General features: G+C 61.3%; 14 protein-coding genes and 2 pseudogenes. 9 read left to right on the plus strand and 7 right to left on the minus strand.

The window, feature by feature from the left end; genetic code table 11:
- Positions 1 to 17 precede the first annotated feature (17 nt).
- Together bchO and ACTUWL_RS06975 are read right to left on the minus strand one after the other, a co-directional pair.
- Entirely contained in the window at positions 18 to 953 is a 936-nt protein-coding gene (bchO, locus tag ACTUWL_RS06970) for an alpha/beta fold hydrolase BchO (protein ID WP_021076722.1), read from the minus strand.
- 9 nt (positions 954 to 962) lie between these two features.
- A complete protein-coding gene (locus ACTUWL_RS06975) occupies positions 963 to 1,922 on the minus strand; it encodes an alpha/beta fold hydrolase (protein WP_021076723.1) in 960 nt (319 codons plus the stop codon).
- 108 nt (positions 1,923 to 2,030) lie between these two features.
- On the opposite strand from ACTUWL_RS06975, the gene hemE reads away from it, so the two are divergent.
- Complete coding sequence (gene hemE, locus ACTUWL_RS06980; RefSeq protein ID WP_021076724.1) at positions 2,031 to 3,083, plus strand: uroporphyrinogen decarboxylase; 1,053 nt, start codon at positions 2,031 to 2,033, stop codon at positions 3,081 to 3,083.
- Here the strand turns inward: hemE and ACTUWL_RS06985 are convergent.
- Genes ACTUWL_RS06985 through hemC form a run of 3 tightly spaced genes read right to left on the minus strand, consistent with a single transcriptional unit; the run spans position 3,080 to position 6,840 of the window.
- Positions 3,080 to 4,837, minus strand: coding sequence for a magnesium chelatase subunit D (locus ACTUWL_RS06985; RefSeq protein ID WP_021076725.1), 1,758 nt, complete (start codon positions 4,835 to 4,837; stop codon positions 3,080 to 3,082). The two genes, hemE and ACTUWL_RS06985, sit on opposite strands and share 4 nt — an antisense overlap.
- Positions 4,834 to 5,856, minus strand: a complete 1,023-nt coding sequence (bchI, locus tag ACTUWL_RS06990) for a magnesium chelatase ATPase subunit I (protein WP_021076726.1) — start codon at positions 5,854 to 5,856, stop codon at positions 4,834 to 4,836. The genes ACTUWL_RS06985 and bchI overlap by 4 nt, the downstream gene beginning before the upstream one ends.
- 9 nt (positions 5,857 to 5,865) lie before the next feature.
- Positions 5,866 to 6,840, minus strand: coding sequence for a hydroxymethylbilane synthase (gene hemC, locus ACTUWL_RS06995; RefSeq protein WP_035649949.1), 975 nt, complete (start codon positions 6,838 to 6,840; stop codon positions 5,866 to 5,868).
- A 286-nt stretch (positions 6,841 to 7,126) separates the two neighbouring features.
- Here hemC and ACTUWL_RS07000 point away from each other — a divergent pair, with 286 nt between their 5' ends.
- The 5 genes from ACTUWL_RS07000 to ACTUWL_RS07020 all read left to right on the plus strand — a co-directional run bounded on the left by ACTUWL_RS07000 (position 7,127) and on the right by ACTUWL_RS07020 (position 13,403).
- Positions 7,127 to 8,446: a DUF3422 family protein gene (locus ACTUWL_RS07000; protein WP_021076728.1), complete on the plus strand. Its 1,320-nt coding sequence runs from the start codon at positions 7,127 to 7,129 to the stop codon at positions 8,444 to 8,446.
- Positions 8,443 to 9,957, plus strand: coding sequence for an alpha/beta hydrolase (locus ACTUWL_RS07005; protein WP_021076729.1), 1,515 nt, complete (start codon positions 8,443 to 8,445; stop codon positions 9,955 to 9,957). Before ACTUWL_RS07000 ends, ACTUWL_RS07005 begins: the two co-directional genes overlap by 4 nt.
- A gap of 38 nt (positions 9,958 to 9,995) precedes the next feature.
- Positions 9,996 to 10,493, plus strand: a complete 498-nt coding sequence (locus ACTUWL_RS07010) for a DUF427 domain-containing protein (RefSeq protein ID WP_021076730.1) — start codon at positions 9,996 to 9,998, stop codon at positions 10,491 to 10,493.
- 684 nt (positions 10,494 to 11,177) lie between these two features.
- A complete protein-coding gene (locus ACTUWL_RS07015; RefSeq protein WP_021076731.1) occupies positions 11,178 to 11,867 on the plus strand; it encodes a sigma-70 family RNA polymerase sigma factor in 690 nt (229 codons plus the stop codon).
- Positions 11,868 to 13,403, plus strand: a complete 1,536-nt coding sequence (locus ACTUWL_RS07020) for a cryptochrome/photolyase family protein (protein ID WP_021076732.1) — start codon at positions 11,868 to 11,870, stop codon at positions 13,401 to 13,403.
- 465 nt (positions 13,404 to 13,868) lie between these two features.
- Here ACTUWL_RS07020 and ACTUWL_RS07025 read toward each other — a convergent pair whose 3' ends face one another.
- A complete protein-coding gene (locus tag ACTUWL_RS07025; RefSeq protein WP_021076733.1) occupies positions 13,869 to 14,729 on the minus strand; it encodes an SDR family oxidoreductase in 861 nt (286 codons plus the stop codon).
- 349 nt (positions 14,730 to 15,078) lie between these two features.
- Between ACTUWL_RS07025 and ACTUWL_RS07030 the strand changes: the two genes are divergently transcribed.
- From ACTUWL_RS07030 to ACTUWL_RS07040, 3 genes and pseudogenes are all read left to right on the plus strand, one after another.
- The gene (locus ACTUWL_RS07030) at positions 15,079 to 15,735 is read left to right on the plus strand and encodes a hypothetical protein (protein ID WP_021076734.1); all 657 of its coding nucleotides are present in this window, start codon (positions 15,079 to 15,081) and stop codon (positions 15,733 to 15,735) included.
- A 474-nt stretch (positions 15,736 to 16,209) separates the two neighbouring features.
- A protein-coding gene (locus tag ACTUWL_RS07035) for an IS3 family transposase (RefSeq protein WP_106939887.1) occupies positions 16,210 to 17,363 on the plus strand; the annotation gives its coding sequence in 2 pieces (ribosomal slippage) (positions 16,210 to 16,459 and positions 16,459 to 17,363; 1,155 coding nt in all).
- Positions 17,364 to 17,426: 63 nt separating this feature from the next.
- Positions 17,427 to 17,624: pseudogene (locus tag ACTUWL_RS07040) on the plus strand (helix-turn-helix domain-containing protein); the annotation flags it as partial.
- 59 nt (positions 17,625 to 17,683) lie between these two features.
- On the opposite strand, the pseudogene ACTUWL_RS07045 reads toward ACTUWL_RS07040, so the two are convergent.
- Positions 17,684 to 19,600: pseudogene (locus ACTUWL_RS07045) on the minus strand (ParB N-terminal domain-containing protein); the annotation flags it as partial.
- Between the last annotated feature and the right edge of the window lie 160 nt (positions 19,601 to 19,760).

The raw sequence follows: 19,760 nt of genomic DNA on the forward strand, positions 1-19,760 counted from the left end.
AAGACCACTGTAATTATTTATTGACACCTGCCTAGCCTGAAAGTGTACATTCTAAGGTACAATTTTTGTGCCGCTTGCTCGGCGGAGTTTGCGTGGGCGTATTTCATAATGAGCTCCGTGATCAGTTGCGGCTGCTCTTCGTGCGCGAGATGACCGAGGCCCGGCAGCCGCTCGATGACGGCACTTGGAAGAATCTCGCGAACCTGACGTGCGACCTCGGGCGATATCGAGCGATCATTGGTGGCGGCCACCAGGACCAGCGCTGTCGTCAGCCGCGGCAGATCGTGCAGCAACGGTTCGAGTTTCCAGTTCGCCATCATCCGAAGTGCGGCCGCAACATGCGCAGGATTCCGGACCAGCTTACGATAGAGTGCAATCCCATCCTGATCGATTGTCGAACCGGTGTTGGCGATCAACCGCTCGACCGCGCCGGCATGAGATGCCTGCCAAGCGAACACGCGTGGCACCAATGGATTCAGCACCAGCAGATTCGCCAGGGGCGAAAACAGATGGTTGGCGATTCCGCCGAACGGCATGAATGCGCCATTCAGGGCGATTAGCAGGCGCGGCGCCGTGCGGCGGGCGAGACACATGCGTGCCGCTATCGCCGCCCCTGCGGAATGACCGACCGTGATCTCCGGCCTCACCTCCAGTTTGCGGAGCTGTATGCCGAGGTCGGCCGCCATGCCCGGCAGCGACAACCGATACGACGGTGGTGATTGCGTAAATCCATGTCCGGGCAGATCCGGCGCAACCACCGAGAAATGCCTGGCCAGCAGTGGTAACATGTCGCGCCAGGAATGCGTTGCGGCTCCGGTGCCGTGGATCAGGAGCAGCGATGGCCCCTCGCCCATTCGCTGCACATGCCAGCGGATCCCGGCCGCTTCGACGAACACACTGGCATTTCGGTTGGGCCAGTCCGTACCATCGCGGCTCCAAACGAGACCGGACACGGCAGACCCTCATGCGCGCGATGCCGACGGCACGCCGGCAAGGAACGTGTCATAGGCCGCAATGAATTCGGCCTCGGCTTCGAAATGCGGCATCGCACCGGTCGGGAACACGCAAACGGTCCAATTGGCGCGGCCCTCAACCTGGGTTTTGTTGGAGTAGTCGACGAAGTCGCCGCGCACGCCGTGGCTCATCCAGACCGGAAGTGTCAGCGAGTGATAGATGCTAATAATGTCCTCACTGAACAGAAATCCGGATACGAAATAATACGGCGCATGCTGTGCGCCGGGTTGTCGCGTCGTCAGGTAGTCGTATTCAAGCAAGCCCTCGTCGATATTACGCGAGCCCCAGGTCTTGCTCAGGAAGTAGCGGATTCCGGCACGGCTGGTTAGCAAGCGGAAGAAGCCTTCGCTCCAAAGAGAAAATTCGAAGAGAGCGTGAAGCCACGGCTTGCCGCGCGTGCCGTCGCGCCATGATGTGGTCTTGTCGCTGCTCCTGAAACCGGTGGGGCTAACCAAGGCTGCGCTGCGAAACGCCAGCGGCGCCTCGCTGACTGCCCTGGCGAGAAATTCCGACGATAGCGACACCGCCAATGCGTCAACCGGGCCGCGCCCGTGATCGTTCTGGATCTCGCGTATCGCGATCAGAATCGCGTCGGTCATCATGCGGACGGTGTATTCGCGCTTTCCCCGCTCCGAATGACCGAAGCCCGGAAGCTCCAAAGCGTAGACCGTCCGGCTTCCGCGGTAGTGTTCGTAAAGCGGCTTGATCTCGTAAGCGGAGCCCGCGGCATTGATGCTGTGAACGAGCAATAGCGGTGGGAACTCGCCAGGAGTTTCGGGAGTAGCTGAATAGTATGTCAGTCTCCCAACCGAACTGCCGATCTCGTGGCGCTGGCCGGACACGGGCGCGGGTAACTCGTCCGCGCCACGCGAAGCGGCAGGGGTGATCGCCGGGGCGGCTGCGCTCATCGCAAATCTCCTTTTTCCTGCCAGATCGCATCTCGCCGTGGCCAAGACCGTAACAGCAGTGTATCAGGACTGACAATCATAGTTGTCGGCCAGAAACGGAAATGCCGCTTGACACAAGCTCCACCCATCAAACCGTTGCTGGAAGTGCTTTCCGGGCGGCGGCAGGCGGTTCCGCCGCTCTGGATGATGCGTCAGGCCGGCCGCTACTTGCCCGAATACCGCGACGTTCGCGCCAGGGCCGGCGGCTTTCTCGATCTCTGCTTCACACCAGAACTCGCTGCCGAAGTAACGCTGCAACCGATCCGCCGTTTCAATTTCGACGCCGCGATCATCTTCTCGGATATTCTCGTCATCCCCTATGCGTTGGGTCGCAACGTCAGGTTCGAAGTCGGCGAAGGACCGCGGCTCGATCCCTTGGACACGCCGGACAAGGTTCGCACACTTTCCTCGACCGGGGATTTCACCAAGCTCGAGCTGGTATTCGAGGCGCTGCGCCGGGTACGCCGTGAACTCGATCCGAGGATCACGCTGATCGGATTCTGTGGCGCGCCTTGGACGGTCGCTACCTACATGGTCGCGGGGCGCGGCACACCGGATCAGGCGCCGGCGCGCATGATGGCCTATCGCCAACCCGAGGCATTTTCGCAGATCATCGACGCTCTCGTCGAGAACTCGATTCGCTACCTGCTCGGGCAGCTCGCCGCCGGCGCCGACGTCCTGCAGATTTTCGACACCTGGGCCGGTGTTCTCCCACCGCGCGAATTCCTGCGCTGGTCGGTCGAACCGACCCGGCGCATTGTCGAGGGTGTCCGCAGTAAGGTGCCGGGCGCGAGGATCATCGGCTTCCCGCGGGGCGCCGCCGCGTTGCTGCCTGGGTATGTCGATGCAACCGGAGTCGACGCGGTCAGCATCGACTGGACGGCGGAACCGTCGCTGATACGTGAACGGATTCAAACGCGCGTTGCGGTGCAGGGCAATCTTGATCCACTGGTATTGATCACGGGCGGTGACGCGCTGAATCGCGGAGTTGATGACGTGTTGGCGAATTTCGCGGGAGGGCGACTGATCTTCAACCTTGGCCACGGCATCCAGCCGGAAACCCCGATCGCGCATGTGGAGCAGATGATAAAGCGGGTTCGGGCCTACAAGGCATCGCTTTAGCCGACGCTGGCGAGCACGGCCTTTGACAAGGTCGCGGCGTCGGCGTGCGGCAGCGGCAGATAGCGCGCGCCCATTTCTTTGGCGATAGCTTCTCCTGAAACGCCCGGACGCGGCGACGTATCGACGAGTACAACTGCAATACCGGCGCCGCGCAACTGTCGCGCTGCGCTCACCGCGTCGTCCTCGGCACGCGGACGCCCCTGCCCGCCATCGCGTGCAATGTTGGCGCGGCCGTCGGTCAGAACGATCACTGTCGGCGTTTGTCCCTTGCGACGAACCGAGTCCGACAGCATAAAGGCCGCATCTAGGCCTGCGGCCAGGGGCGTGCCGCCCCCGCCCGGCAGTCCTGCAAGGCTACGTTTGGCGCGTGCCAGCGAACGGGTCGGCGGCAGCAGCATTTCCGCGGCGCTGCCGCGAAACGCAATCAATGCCACCTGGTCGCGCCGGATGTAGCAATCCGCCAAAAGCAGTTCGACCGCACCCTTGGCTTCCGCCAGCCGATGCAATGCTGCGGACCCGGACGCGTCGACCACGAAAATCGTGACAGTTTCCGTGCGCTGCTTGAACCGTGAGATGCGGAAATCGTCCTTGCGGATCAGAATGCGGGGCCGGGCTTCCTCGCCCGACCCATCCGCTTCCCGGCGTCGCAAAGGCTGCCATGGCGCCGCTGCGCGCAAGGTTTCGATCACGTTGAGCCTCACGCCGCCACGCAATGCGTCGCGCAAGACGCCGGCCGGACGGCCGCGTGAGCTGGATTTCTGCAATGCGCCGGCCTTGCCGGAGGAACGACTGCGCGAACGTCCGGCAGATCCCGCGCGAAGTGCCGCCAGCACATCCGGCGGGATTGCCGCCTGCACAGCGGCCAGAATGACTTCGTCGAGGGCACGATCGTTGGTTGGCGTTTGATCTTTACCACCGGACGCTTCGGCCTCATCTTCGGTCGGCGGCGGAGGCTGCTCGGGTTGGGCCGGCTCCTCCGCTGGCGGAAACACCGGCACACGGGGCGCGAGCACCAGCCGCGCGGCCAAAGCGAGATCATCTTGTTCGACTCTGGAGTGACCCGCAAGCGCGGCACTGGCGCAGGCGATACGCAGCGCGAGCAACGGCGCACGCAACGACGCTATGCCTAACGCTATGGCCGCCGCACAAACTGCCTCGATCTGGACCACGTCGGGCTTGAGAGATGGCAACTTCGCACGTGCCGCAGCTGTTTCCCCGGCATCAGCAGAGAATTCCTCGGCGTCTCGGACGCCGATTGCGTTGAGATCGAGGTGGAGCGCCAGACGATCGCGCAGCGACGCCGGCGCGAATTCGTCCTCAAGGCCTTCGTCCAATGCGATCACACCGAAACGAGCAGGCATCCGAAGGGACAGTCCGTCGCGCTCGACGATGGTCTCCCCAGCGTCCATCGCCGCTGTGACATGCACCGTCATTGCGGCCGATAGCCGCTCTGCCATCGCCAACATGATCACGCCACCGTCCGCTTCTGCCAAGAGCCCGCGTTCGGCAACAGGTCGGCCGTTCAGTAGAGTCGCGTTGAGGTCCAATCCGCCGAGCAGCCGGCCCTCAGCGATATTCAGCGGCACTTGCTTCACATTGCAGGATGCCGGCAGTGCCAAACGAAGCAAGGCGAACCAACGATCTCGCACTGGGCCTGCGCGTGATCTCAGTAACACGCCCCCGGTCCCTGACGGGTCCACCGCAAACAATTGCGCCGCTGTCACCGCGTCGGACCAAACGGGGGCGCCGGTCACCCCAGCACCTCCAAAATCGCACGGTCGACCCGTACCGAGGAGCCCGCATCATCGAGCGGATTGCGCCGCAGCCGATGGCGCAGGGCCGAGGGAGCGATCCGGCGGAGATGATCGTCGGTCACGGCCTTGGCGGAGTCCAGTGTCGCTAGCGCACGGGCCGCACGCATCAAGGTCAATTCGCCGCGCAGGCCGTCGGTGCCAAGCGCCATGCAGAGTTTGGCGGCGCGCTCGAGCGTGACATCAGGCACCGAAACCGAGGAGAGTTTCTCCCGCGCCATGATGATCTTCTTGCGAAGCATGGCCTCGTCCTTGGCCCACTTTGTGACGAAGGCTTCGCTATCGTTTTCAAAAGCGTCACGGCGCCGCACCACCTCGATCCGGTCCGCAAGATTGTCGGGGGTCTTCACCTCTACCGACATGCCAAAGCGATCCAGCAATTGCGGGCGCAACTCGCCTTCCTCTGGGTTTCCAGTACCGACCAGCACGAATCTCGCCGGATGACGTATGCTCAAGCCCTCGCGCTCGACAACATTTTCGCCTGATGCAGCGACGTCAAGCAGGAGATCGACAAGATGATCCTCCAGCAGATTTGCTTCGTCGATATAGAGGAACCCGCGATGGGCGCGAGCCAACAAACCAGGCTCGAAGGCCTTTTCCCCGCGCGTCAGTGCCCGTTCCAGATCGAGCGCGCCGACCACGCGATCCTCGGTCGCGCCAAGCGGCAGATCGACGACGGGCACCGGGACCTGTACCGACTTTAGTCTACCCTTGCTCGCCCGAACGCGGCAATTCTCGCAAAGTTCCACCGGCCGATCCGGATCGCAATTGTAACGGCAACCCACGACGATCTTCATCTTCGGCAGCAGGGCGGCAAGCGCGCGGACCGCCGTGGATTTTCCGGAGCCGCGGTCGCCAAAGGCCAGTACACCGCCGACCTTTGGATCGACAGCGGCAATCAGCAGCGCAAGCTTCATCTCGTCCTGACCGACAACCGCGGAGAAGGGAAATGCTGCTGCCATGCTATGCTCTCAGTGCTCCGGACGCGTTCGCGCAATGATGTCGGCGGCGCCTTTGTCAAGCAGCTCAAGCCCGACCGCGCGACCGAGTTCGCGCGGGCGGTTTGCAGCGCCCGAACGGGTCACCTCGATGAACTGGCCCCCGCCCGCTTCATCCAAAACCGAGGCTGTGAGCGTCATCTGCGAACCTTCGATGGTCGAATATCCAGCTATGGGTGAATTGCAGTGGCCGTTGAGAACCCACAACACCTCGCGCTCCGCATCGCAACTGAGATGCGACGCAGAATCGTCGATCAGAGCGAGATGCCGCCGCGTCTGCCAATCATTGACCGCGCACTCGACGGCCACGATACCCTGCCCCACTGCTGGCAACATTTCCGAAGGCGACAGCTCGCAGGCAATACGATGGCCGAGGCCGATCCGTTCGAGCCCGGATCGAGCCATGATCAAAGCATCGGCCGGTCCCGCCTCGCCGCCACGAGGCAACCGTTGCATATCCCGATTGTCCAGTTTGCGAACTCTGGTATCGGCCGCACCGCGAAAGTGGATCACTTCGATGTCCGGAAACAGTCGCCTGGCATAAGCTGCGCGCCGCACAGCGTTGGTGCCGATCCGGTAGCCCTTGCCACGTGAGCGCTTGATGTCATCGAGAGAGACGCCCGGCCTCAGCACCAGCGCATCGGTCGGCGGATCACGCGGCAGTGTCGCACCGATCACGAGCCCCGGCGTGTCCTCATTGCCAGGCATGTCCTTGAGCGAATGCATCGCTGCATGAAGCCGGCCCGATGTAACGGCGGCGCGGATTTCAGCCACGAAGGCGCCGCCCTTCCCGCCGTGGACCAGAAGCTTGCTGGTCTGATCCCCGTCGCCGGTAGTCTCGAACCTGACGATCTCGACGTCTAATTCGGACGCGGCCTTGGATAGGCGCTGCGCAACATCTTCGGTCTGGGTCAACGCCATGACGCTCTTGCGCGTGCCTATCCGCATCGAGACTGTCACCACCACGCTCCAATCCGCAGCCGCACGACGCGCCGCGGGCAGAGATTAAGGCCAACCGTTGCCGGAATGCAAACCAAGGCCAGCGTGCGGTGCACACGCCAATTCAAGACACAATATCGCAGAATATACGAGCCAATCATCCGGCGTTTCACAGCGCGCCAGATTTTTTTGCCGAAGCACTCCGATCTCTTCCTGCTTCTGCGGGGCACGACGGAGTGTTACTCCTATCGCTGCGGAGCTCGGATGCAACAAGCCGCCGGAAATCGAGATCGCGATGAGCGCGGATGTCCTGATAGGTGACGGCGGAGCGGTGCGGCTGACACCTCATCCGTTGCGTGCAGCCGTACTCGGCGAGGTTCATGCTCGCCCTTTCACACCGGTTTCGGTGCCATCACGCATCGTGCATTTTGCCTTCGATACGTCGGGGGCACGTGCGCAGGCCGACCGCGCCAATCTGATCGCATTCTGCACGTCGCGCGGGCTGCAGCCGCCGTCTCCTGGCGAAAGGCATCATCGTGCACCGTTCGGCACCACCGTGCTGCGATGGGAACAGCATTCCGAATTCACGACCTATACCTGGGAAATGCCGGCCGATCCCGCGGCCGCGCCGTTCCATCCGGACGCGGCCTCGCTGGCGCTGCCAATGCGGCTCTTCGCGCAGCCCGGCCCGCTGCTGGTGGCCGTCGATCTGCATCTTCTGAGCGAGGACCCGCAACGAACCGCGCCCGAACGCCTCTTCGACAAAGCCAGTCTGGCCGTGGCCGAGAACTCGGACGGCGCCGCGGTCTACGCCACCGACTTCCAGCCGGGACCATCCGGCTTTGTCCGCATCCTCGTTGCCAACCGTACGATGTCGCCGGACCGCGCCGGGGCTTTGGTCCGACGGGTGATCGAACTCGAAACATATCGCACGCTGGCGCTGCTCGGCCTGCCTGAAGCGCAACGGCTGTCGCCATCGATCGCAGCGGTGGAGCGCCGCCTCGTCGAGGTCACAGACCAGATGCGCCGCGCCGGCGATCTCGCCGCCAACCACAAGCTGCTCGACGAGCTGACTGCCCTGGCGGCCGAGGTCGAAGCGGGGGCAGCCGCCAGTGTGTTTCGGTTTGGCGCCAGCCGCGCCTATGAAGAGATCGTCGAGCAACGCCTGCAAACCATTGGCGAACGCAAGGTCGGCGGCCTCCCGACGTGGTCGTCGTTTCTTGCACGCCGGATGAAGCCCGCGCTACGCACATGCGTCACCGCCGAGGCGCGGCAATCCAGCCTGTCGTTGAAACTCGCACGCGCCGCAAACCTGCTGCGTACGCGCGTCGACGTCGAGCTCGAACAGCAGAATCAGGAGCTGCTGAAGTCGATGAATGCGCGGACGCGACTGCAACTGCGACTGCAGGCTACGGTGGAAGGCCTGTCGGTCGCGGCGATCACCTATTACGTGGTGAGCTTGTTCGGATACATCGCCAAGGCGGCGCATGACAGCGGCACTATTGATCTCGAGCCCAGCGTCGCGACGGCCGCCTTCGTTCCGGTCGCCGGCTTTGCGATCTGGTGGACGGTGCACAGCATCCGCAGGAAGCACATTGCCGGCGAAGATCCATGAGGTTCTTTGTTGGATTCATCGCGATCGCGGCGATCCTGATCGGGCTTTTCAAATTGCATGAAGGCAGCCGGGACCTGAACATCACGCGGACCGTCGTCAGCGACACTCCGGTCACGATCTTCAGACGGCAATCCGCGTTGCCCGCGCCTGTCGTCGTGATCGCCCACGGCTTTGCTGGTTCGCAGCAGTTAATGCAGCCGTTTGCCGAAACGCTTGCGCGCAACGGCTACATCGCCGTGACTTTCGATTTTCTCGGCCATGGCCGCAACCCGGTCCCGATGCATGGCGATATCACCAAAGGCTTGACGATCACCAACGCGTTGCTGAAGGAGCTGACCGACGTCGCGGCGTTGGCTCGCGGACTGCCAGGGAGCAATAGCCGGCTCGCGGTGCTCGGACATTCGATGGCGTCCGACATCGTGGTCCGGTTCGCGCAGGCCCAACCGGACGTCGAGGCGACGGTCGCGGTATCCGTGTTTTCGCCCGTGGTTACGCCGTCCAGCCCGCGAAATCTGCTGGTCATCGTCGGCGCGCTGGAGCCTGCGATGCTCAGGAATGAGGGCCTGCGCATCGTCAATCTGACAACCGGCGGCACGGCAATCCCTGGCGAGACTTACGGGCAATTCTACGACGGCACCGCGCGCAAGCTGGTGCTGGCGCGTGGCGTCGAACATATTGGCGTGCTCTACAGTCATGACGGCATGGTCGAAGCCGCACGCTGGTTGAATGCGGTCTTCGGCGATCGGCCGCAGGAGGAAGTCGACAGCCGCGGGCGCTGGTTGGCGCTGGTGTTTGCCGGAATCGTTGGACTGGCCTGGCCGTTGTCGGCATTGTTGCCGGAGGTCAGCCCACGCCCAGTCGGCGCGAGCCTCCGCTGGAAGACGCTGATGACGGCAGCGCTGCTGCCCGCGATCGTGACCCCATTGTTGCTCTGGAAGATGCCGACTGACTTTCTGCCGATCCTGCTTGGCGATTATCTGATGCTGCATTTTCTGGTGTATGGAACTTTCTCGACCGCGATACTCGTGTACTTGCGCAGCAAGCAACCGCCGGCCACTGCGACGAATGTCGCCTGGACACGCGCCGCGATCGCGGCCGCCGCCGTGTCCGCCTACAACGTCCTGGCCTTCGGCCTTCCCATCGACGCCTATGTGTTTTCGTTCCTGCCGATTCCGGCCCGGCTGCCGCTGATCGCCGCAATCGCATGTGGGACGCTGCCCTATTTCATCGCCGACGAATGGCTGACACGTGGTAGCGAGTCCCGTATCGGCGCGTACGCTTTCACCAAATTCTGTTTCCTGACCTCGCTCGCCATTGCCGTTGCGCTCGACCCAATGAAACTGTTCTTCCTTGTCATTATCTTGCCTGCGATCCTGTTGCTGTTTACGGCCTTCGGGCTGATCAGCCGCTGGAGCTACGCGGCGACCCGCCACCCGTTTCCTGGCGCTCTCGCCAACGGCGCGCTGTTCGCATGGGCGATCGCCGTAACCTTTCCCATGATCGTGCGATGAGTATTGCCCGAACGACACCTTCTTGGAGTGGACGAGACATGTGGAGACCTAAGCGCATCGAACCCGCGGCTGGACAGGAGTCAGTTTGGGATTATCCCCGTCCGCCGCGGCTGGAGAAAATCGGCGCACGGCTGCGCGTCATTTTCAACGCACGCACAGTCGCCGATACGACGGCGGGCTATCGCGTGCTCGAGACCAGTCATCCGCCGGTTTACTACATCCCGCCCGACGATATCGCGCCACAATATCTGATGGATGCGCCGGGCGGCTCGTGGTGCGAATTCAAGGGGCACGCAAAATACTGGTCGCTTGATGTCGATGGACGGACGTCCGAACGCGCAGCTTGGAGCTACCCTTCGCCGTCACTTGCTTTTTCCGATATCGCGGATCACATCGCTTTTTATGCTTCGCGCGTCGATGAATGCTGGGTGGACGACGAACGCGTGCAGCCTCAGGAAGGCGACTTCTACGGCGGCTGGATCACCTCGCGCATCGTCGGACCGTTCAAGGGCGGCGCAGGGACTCGCGGATGGTAGAGTACGAATCTCCTGCTGGTCATCGCTACTTCGTTTGTCTCGTCGAACTGTTCGCGAGCCCAATCCCGGTATTTAATGAGGTCGGGGCAGCGCGGGTGTCGCGGGATTGATCGGCTGGTAGAGTTTCGGCGGATCAGACCGACCGGCTGTGGCGTGCCTGTGTTTGCGCCACCAACCGGCGTAGTTGCTTGTGCGGCTTCGGTGCGGGATTTGCCGTTGTAGTCGACCGTGAGCCGGCCTATCGCGGCGAGCGCGAGGACGGCGAAACCAGTTAGTTCGGGTCCAGCCCGCTCGGCGCGACGCGCGCCACTTCCGTTGCCTTCAGGCGCATTTGCCGCGATTTCGCGGTTGGTGGGATCGCAGAAAATAGATGAATCTTCCGGCAATGATGAATGTCGTGGCCGCGAGAGTGAATAACATCATCCAGGTGATTGGATCGCGCCTTGGACGAGCGGCATCGATTGTACGATTGGGATGACAATAGGAGCGATTGGACCTCGTCATAAAGAAAGGCTCCACCCGTCCCAAATCCGGGAAAAATTAAAAAAAGACGCTATTTCTGTGCTTTCTCGCGCGCCACGCCCAGCATTGTCAGAGCCGTATGTAAACTCTAGTTGACAGTCACATGTGTGTCGGAGAACTTGAGATCTTACGGAATTGCGGGGCAGCTCAGAGGGGGATGACATGGCGTCAATGAACGACTGCCGCATAGAGCGGTCCGATCCGACCGAGCTTGAGCAGCTCCTGCAGGGTATGGTGGAAGGCCACGAGCCGGCCTTCGAAAAGCTGCACGCGGCCACGCGACGCAAGCTGTTCTCCACCGTCTTGGTGGTCGTAAGGCGCCGGCATCTCGCGGAGGAGATCGTGCAGGAGGCCTATGTTCGCATCTGGTTGAACGCAGCCGGATATCGTCGGGCGTTGGGCTCGCCCATGATGTGGATGATCACGATCGCTAAAAACCTCGCGATCGACGCCGTGCGAAGGCCGTCGCGAGAAATCTATCGCGACCATTCCGCCCTGCTGGACTTTCCAGCCGACACACCCACGGCGCTGGAGAGCATGGAAAGCAAGGAAAACGAAAGCGACACCGTCAAGCTTCAGCAGAGCATGTTGTCCGCTCTGCAAACGCTCGACCCGACCCGGCGTCATCTGGTGATCGCGGCTTATCTCTACGGTGAGAGCCGGCAGCGGCTGGCCGAGCAGTATGGCGTTCCCGTCAACACCATCAAGACCTGGCTGCGGCGCGCGCTGCTGCAGGTACGGGCGCAGATCGGGGCAATGGCGCTGGGCGATCTTGCTCTCCTCGTTGACGGCATACGAGAACAGCAACTTGAAGACCGCGTAGGTTCAGAGATCGAAATCGGTCTCTTGTAGATGGTTCAGTCAACGCAGCTCAAGGTCAGAAATCTCGTCCTCGTACTCGGCGACCAGCTTGACGCGGATTCAGCCGCGTTCGATGGGTTCGACCACGATCTCGACGTAGTTATGCAGATGGAGGTAAACGAGGAAGCGACCTACATAACACAGCATAAGCTTCGTATAGCTTACTTTTTTGCCTCGATGCGCCATTTTCGGGAGGAAATGATCGCACGGCGGCGGCGCGTTCGCTATATTGCCATCGACGATCCCTCGAACACGGGAACGTTCGAAACCGAAATCGTCCGAGCCCAACAGTCGCTTAGCCCCGAGCGTACGATCGTCTTGGAGCCGGGCGACTGGCGTATCGCCGAGAAGCTCAAGCGACTTCCGCAACCGCCTGAGTTCCGACGCGACCGGCATTTCTTCAGCTCACAGGAAGATTTCACAGCCTTCACGCGCGACAATCCTGGACATATCCTGGAGACCTTCTACCGCCATATGCGGAGGAAAACCGGACTATTGATGGACCAGACTACCGGCAAGCCAATTGGATCGGCCTGGAACTTCGACGAGCAGAACAGAAAGCCGTTTGGTAGAAACCCGCCCGTTATTCCTCCGGTGAGACCCTGCAGGATGGATCCCATCAGCAGAGACGTTCGCGATCTCGTTTTAAAGCGCTTTGTGGGCAGCCCAGGTAGACTCGAAACGATCGACCTCCCGGTGTCGCGCGCCCAAGCACTCAAGCAACTCGACGACTTCGTTTCCGAAAGGCTTCCTCTCTTCGGGACCTATCAGGATGCGATGAGAAACGGCGAACCATTTCTCTATCATTCACGCCTTTCTGGCCCCTTGAATCTGCATCTTCTGACGCCGGCCGAGGTCATAGGAGCTGCGCTCAAGAGCAAGGACGCTCCTCTCAATGCGATCGAGGGCTTCGTCCGTCAGATTCTTGGGTGGAGAGAATACGTACGAGGCATCTATTGGCAACGCATGCCTCATTATGCCGACGAGAACGAATTGAATGCACATCTTCGCATGCCGCGGTTTTATTGGACCGGCGACACCGAGATGAGATGTCTCGCTGACGCGATCGCGCACACCATCGATCATGCCTATGCCCATCACATCGAACGACTCATGGTGTTGGGGCTTTTTGCGCTGCTGCTTGGCGTCGCACCATACGAAGTACATCGTTGGCACATGTCGATGTTTTGGGATGCGATCGACTGGGTATCCCTACCTAATACGCTCGGAATGAGCCAATACGGCGACGGAGGCGTAATGGGGACAAAACCTTACGCCGCATCAGGCAACTATATCAACCGAATGAGCGATCATTGCAAAAACTGTCGGTTCGATCCGAAGAAGTCGGTTGGGGACGATGCCTGCCCATTCACCACCCTCTATTGGAATTTCCTTGCCAAGCACCGCAAACGGCTCGTTTCCAACGGTCGAATGACAAATCATTATCGAAACCTTGATCGCAGGGATCGCAGCGAATTGAGGGCTATTAGAAGCCGCGCGGACGAGATTGAGGCGAAACCGCCGTAATTCATGGGTTCAGTAAGACGAGACCGGCATTCAAAGCAGAGGCGAAAGATACCCACAGTGTGTGGGGCTCGAACAATATCACCGAGAATCGATCACGAGACCATTGGTGCGTCATGAAAGCCAGGATGATCGCCAGCATTCGACGATAATGACCAACGCGCTTCTCGGCCGGTAAGCTATGGCCAACATCGGGCGGCAGCTCCAATTCACGCGGAGAACCTAAAGCATGATCCGGAAAAGCGCGAAGCGGTTTTCCGAAAGATCATGCTCAAACAAAGGGCTGAAGCGCGATGACGATTCGACCAAATCCCATCGCGCCATAGAGACGCCCATGGCAAAGCCGACTGATCGCCAGGCCGAGGCAACCAACAGGTCGGATCGTGCACGTTACCGATCATTTTCCTTACGGATCAGGTATGCGCCGGTAGGCGACACAACACGGCGGAAAAACTTGAGAGTAAGAAGCTACTGACCTGGTCCTTCTCCGGACGCCCGCAACGCCGCAAGTCCCTCGCGATAGGTTGGATAGTTGAGGTTCACGCCAAGTTCTTCTCGAATAAGAGCATTCCTCACACGACGGTTTTCATTATAAAAGCTGCGCGCCATCGGCGAGAGATCGGCCTTCTCGAAGGGAATACCGGGCGGAGGATCCAATCCACAAAGTTTGGACGCGTACTCCACGACATCCTGCGGAGGGGCCGGCTCGTTGTCGCAGACGTTGTAGATTCCGCCCGGCCGCGGCTTCGCCAGCGATGCTTCGATCACGGCGACAATGTCCGCCACGTGAATACGGTTGAATACTTGGCCAGGCTTGATGATCCGCCGCGCCGTTCCCGCCGCTAGTTGCGCCAGCTGGTTTCGGCCCGGACCGTATATACCGGCAAGCCGGAAAACGTGAGAGCCCAAGGCAAGCCAATCCTTCTCGGCATGAACTCTGAGTCGCGAGCGGCCTTTTCCAGGCTCGGTCGCCGTCCGCTCATCGACCCAACCGCCGGCTTGGTCACCGTATACGGCGACCGTGGAAAGATAGCCAACCCAACGCAATTTCGACGCTTCGGCGATATAGCCCGAAAAGGATTCGAGCACCGGATCACCACACTCTCCGGGCGGTACCGAGACCAAAACAGCGTCGCTCGATCTGACATCCTCAGCGATCTGCTCATCGATATGGTCAGATGAAAAAACTCGCGCCGCAATGCGCGCCTGAATCAAACCAATGGCCTTCGCGCGCGAACGCACCGTTGCGGTGACCTCGCACCCCGCACGCTGTAGAGCATACGAGATATGCAAAGCTGAGTAACCAAGGCCGAACACCAAGACTTTCATGCGCGCACTATACTTCAGCACGTAACCCAGTTCATCCAGCCAACTTGCCGAATTTGAATATGTTCGGGCGAAAATCCTGTCAGATGTGCATCGCTGGTTTGATCGGCGGAGCGATGAGCTGAATCACAGTTATCCGCCGGGCACTTGGACTTTCATTTTCTCTAGATTACACCTTTCCGAGATTAATCTCTCTCAAAATATCGCGCAAATATGAAGATTGGCATCAAATGCTCCGCGGTCAACGCCAGTCGTCCGCTTCGAAGCTGGTGATCCGCTTCCAGCACGCAGTCGTTACGGAAATGATTGCGACGTTTTGCGCGCGGTTATGAAAAATTTCGGTGTTTGTGGCATGATTAAAAACATTGCGACTCGGCTTGGCAGTTATTCGGATCACCCGGAACCGCGCTGCTCACTGGCCGGCAAGACTGCGCTTATGGTGGCTTTCAACCAGCCTTTCTATCCGCTCTATATGCACGCGATCGTTGGGCCGGCGGCCTGGCCGGCATGGCTGACCCTGTTGACGACACCGGTCTTCCTCGCCGTGCCTGCGCTGGCTAAGCGGCATTCGCTGGCAGGTCGCGTGCTGCTTCCGCTAGTCGGAGTGGCAAACACCGCGTTCTGCGTCAAGCTGTTCGGTGCTGCGTCGGGAGTCGAGCTATTCCTGATCCCCTGCGCGCTGCTTGGCACGATCTTGTTTCGGCCGGACGAACGCCTGAAGGCTGCGATCGTCGCGGCATTACCCTTCATCACCTATCTCTTCATCGATGCCCATCTAGGTCGACCGTTGATGTTGACGTCTGACTATTCAAGCCTCGTCGCCCTGAACGGAATGAGCGCGGCAGCACTGATCGCCGTTATCGGGTTGTTCTGCTCGGCGCTTCTGGCGGCACAAGACGTCTGCGCGCCAGATAGCGGAATGACCTCGCCATCGGCGCGCTGTGGGTGCTGGGGTGTTTCGGCCACGGCCAGATCAAGTCGTCGAAGGCGCGGACTGTGGCAGAAGTAGACCGGACATCCGCAGACCGGGCAGTGGGCGTTCGGGTTGACTTAGCTCTCGATCGTCCCGCGGCTGTCCCGTGCCCATCCGAGGGAAAGCGGTGCGTAGGGCGGCTCATTCGCTCTGCCGCCGCATAGCTCACCGATCGCCTTTAAAGGCTTGTGGTGAGCTTTTAGTTCTCCATCGAGACGAATGAGACCCGAGCGCAAATTGCGCTAAGTCGCTCTCTTAGCGAGTGGGCCACCCCGCCAATTGAGACCAGATACGGCCTCGTCTTGAAATTGGCCGCTGCTCGATGGAAAGTTCAGGATGGTGACCCTCGTGTCCGTACTCGCAAAATGTCAACCGTCCCGAACGGAGCATTCAGTCACCGCTATCGCTTCAATAGTTCGCCAACCCCTACGCCGAGAGCTTTAGCCAACTGAGCTGCTGCCGGTTTGATGGACACCAAGATTGGGTGTTTCATGAAGGCGGAGGTGGGCGATGAAGAGACGGAAGTTCAGTCGCGAGTTCAAGATCGAGGCGGTCAAGCTGGTCAGGGAGCGTGGGGTGTCGGTGGCGCAGGCCGGGCGCGACCTGGATGTTCATGAGAACGTTCTGCGCAAATGGGTGAAAGAGTTCAGCTCCGACCCTGTGCAGGCCTTTCCCGGCCAAGGCCAGATGAAGCCCGAGCAGCAGGAGATCGAGCGGCTGCGCCGTGAGGTCGCCAGGCTGAAGGCCGAGCGGGACATCCTAAAAAAGGCCGCAGCCTACTTCGCGAAGGAAGCGACATGAAGTTCGTCTTTATCGCGAAGCACCGGACGATCTGGCCGGTGGCATGGCTATGCGATGTGCTGGGGGTATCGCGGTCGGGCTTCCATGCCTGGATGAACCGTTCTCCCAGCGCCAGGTCCCGCAGCGACGAGGAGCTGGGCGGCAAGGTCAAGACCAGCTTCACCGCCAGCGACCGCACCTATGGCGCTCGCCGGGTCTGGCGCGATCTGCTCGCCGATGGGGTGGATTGCGGCCTGCACCGGATCGAGCGGCTGATGCGCCTGCAGGGCTTGCGGGCGCGGCCGCGGCGGCGGCGCTTGCCGAAGGATGGCGGCGATCGACAGCTCGACACCGTACCGGCCAACCTGCTGGACCGGCAGTTTGTCGCCGAGCGTCCGAACCAGAAGTGGATCGCCGACTTCACCTACCTATGGACCGTCGAGGGCTGGCTCTATGTCGCGGCGGTGATTGATTTGTTCTCACGTCGGGTGGTGGGCTGGTCGATGAGCGCCGCGATGACGGCGCAGCTCGTAACCGACGCACTGCTGATGGCCGTCTGGCGACGCGGCAAGCCGGATGCGCTGTTGCATCACTCCGACCAGGGCAGCCAGTACACCAGCGAGCAGTTCCAGAGCCTGATGGCCGACCACGGCATGGTCTGCAGCATGAGCCGTTCCGGCAATGTCTGGGACAATGCGGCGATGGAGAGCTTCTTCTCATCGCTCAAGACCGAACGGACCGCCAACAAGATCTACAGGACCAGAGATGAGGCACGAGCCGATGTGTTCGACTACATCGAAAGATTCTACAACACGACCCGCAGGCACTCGACCATCGGTTATCTCAGCCCAGTTGAGTTCGAGCGCAGGGTGGGATTAGCTTAACCCGGTGTCCATCAAACCGGCAGCAGCTCAAATGCGCCTTTGACGCCCAAAGGTCGAGAGGCGATGGTCCAAAGCGTGGTGGGAGGCGGCCTAAGCCAGGCTGGCGCAGCCGAGCTGTTCAACACGACGCCGAAGACGGTCGCCAAATGGGTCAAGCGCTTCCGCGCAGAAGGTGTGGAGGGATTGCGAGATCGCTCCTCCAGGCCCCTTTCATCGCCAAGCCAAACCCCTCTCGCCACGTGCACGGCGATCGAGGCCTTGCGCCGGCAGCGCCACACCGGCAAGCAAATCGCAGCCGAGGTCGAGGTGTCGCCGGCTACCGGCAGCCAGCCGGTTGCCGCCAGCAGCTGCTCGGGGGCGGCCGCCATCTCGGTCGTTTTCATGCCCGACAAGCGCTCCGCGGCCTCCTCGCTGACGCCATCACGGACGGCCTCCAGAATGCCAGCTTTGGTGACGCGGCCAAGATAGCTGCCGACTGTCGGCCGCCAATATCCGGTCATGTCGAGGGCAACTGCCTCGGCCAAATGCCGGGCTGCCGCGAGGGCGCGCGGCCTCCGGTCGAACGGCAGTCTGACCGCGTTGACGGTCAATGCCGTGCAATGCGCGAACAGGAACATGCGGCTGTCGTGATCGAGTTCGGCCACGAACTCCCACAGCCCGCTGGGGTCCTTGGGCATCTGCCTCGCCCAATTGGCATGCCGATCCGACCATGCCTTACCGGCCGCCGTATCCTCGATTCCGGCCGCATGGACAGCCAAATCCGTCTTCACCGGTTGCATGCCGACCACATGAGCATTGGCCCCAAAATAGAAAATCTGGGCCGCCAGCGCATGGGTCACCGCCACGATGGCGACCTCCGGCTGCTCACTCAGATTGAGGCGCAGCCCCAAGGTGCGATGCGCGGTGAGGTCGCGAATGAGCATGTCAGACAGCCGTTGATCCTCGCCCTCCTTGTCGCTGGCACTTTCCTCTTCTTCACCGTCGTGCGCAGCTTCGACGCCTCCTTCGCCCTCCTCTTTCGCTGCCTGAGCATCGCCTTCATGCCCCGTTGCAGCGTGGGGTTTCTCGTCCTCGGGACGGATAAAACCGCGCTCGATACTGATAGCGCCGTCATGATTGAGGACCACGAAGGCGCCGCCGCGCGCGACGTCGGCGGGATCGTAGGCCTGCCGCTTTGCCTCCAGCCGATCGATTTCGGTCTCCAGCTCGCCGAACCGCGCGTCGACGTCGTCGGGCAATTCCTCGGCCGTCTGATGCTGCTCGGTCAGCCGGTCGAACTCGCTCTGAACGGCCTCAAGCGCGGCCTGATCCTCCGCCGACAGCTCGACCGGATGCGGGTAGGTCCGACGCATGCCGTGGGCGTGCGGAAAGTCGAGATGGGGCTCCGTCCACTTCCAGCACTCGGTCGCCCGCAACCGATCCGCCTCGCGGCCAAGCCTTGCCGTGACCAGCAGATCGAGCAGCGCGACGTCTTCCAGATAGCCGCCGCGATCCTCGGTAAAGAGGTCGCGCAGCACGGTGCCGCCCGCCTCCGTATAAGCCTCGAGCCCGACAAAGCGCGCCCGGCGATCGGTGGCAGCCACGTGGGTTTCGGTGAGCAGACGGCGGATGGTGGCAGCATCCGGGTCGAAGGGCAGGCGCTCATAGAGGGCTTCCTGCCGCGCATGATCATCGGTGACGGCAAACGCCATCAGTTGCTCAAGCGTCAGATCGCCACCGCGATAGAGCTGCACCAATTTGGACGAAACCGCGCCGAGCCGCAGGCGTTGCCGCACCGCATGCGCAGTGACGCCGAAGCGCGCCGCGATCTCCTCCACACCAAAACCACGCTCGTCCGCAAGCTTCTTGAAAGCCTCAAACTGATCGGCCGGGTGCATGCTTTCCCGAGTGACGTTCTCGTCCAGGCTGATTTCGTGGGGGTCGTTCGCGGTATCGATGACGCAGCGGATCGGTTCGTTTTTCTTGATTTCCTTGCGCTTCACCCGCAGCAGCTGGGCCAGCCGCCGACCCTCGCCGATAGTCACGCAAAAGAACCCCGTCGCCGCCCCCTCGCCATCGGCCTCCGGCTCGACAACCAGATTCTGCAGGATGCCTTTGAGGGCGATGCTCGCCGCCAACGCCTCGATTGCCGCCTCGCTGTGCGGCGTCTTGCGCGCATTCTTCGGCGACTTCTTGAGCTTGCCGAGAGGAATGCGAACCTCAGTTCCACAAGGTATTCCAAATGTTTTGGCCGACATGATCAAACTTCCTTTTGCTTCCATGGGTGCAAGGCGCACCACGCGCCTGCACCCCTGCCCGTCGGCGAGACCGGGGGTAGCGAGCGCCAGGGCGACCCGAGCGGAGGGGGATCGCCCGCCCGAAGGGCCGCTTCGTGAGAAGCGGGTCTGCACAAGCGTG

The sequence above is a fragment of the Bradyrhizobium sp. WCU1 genome, assembly GCF_053474805.1.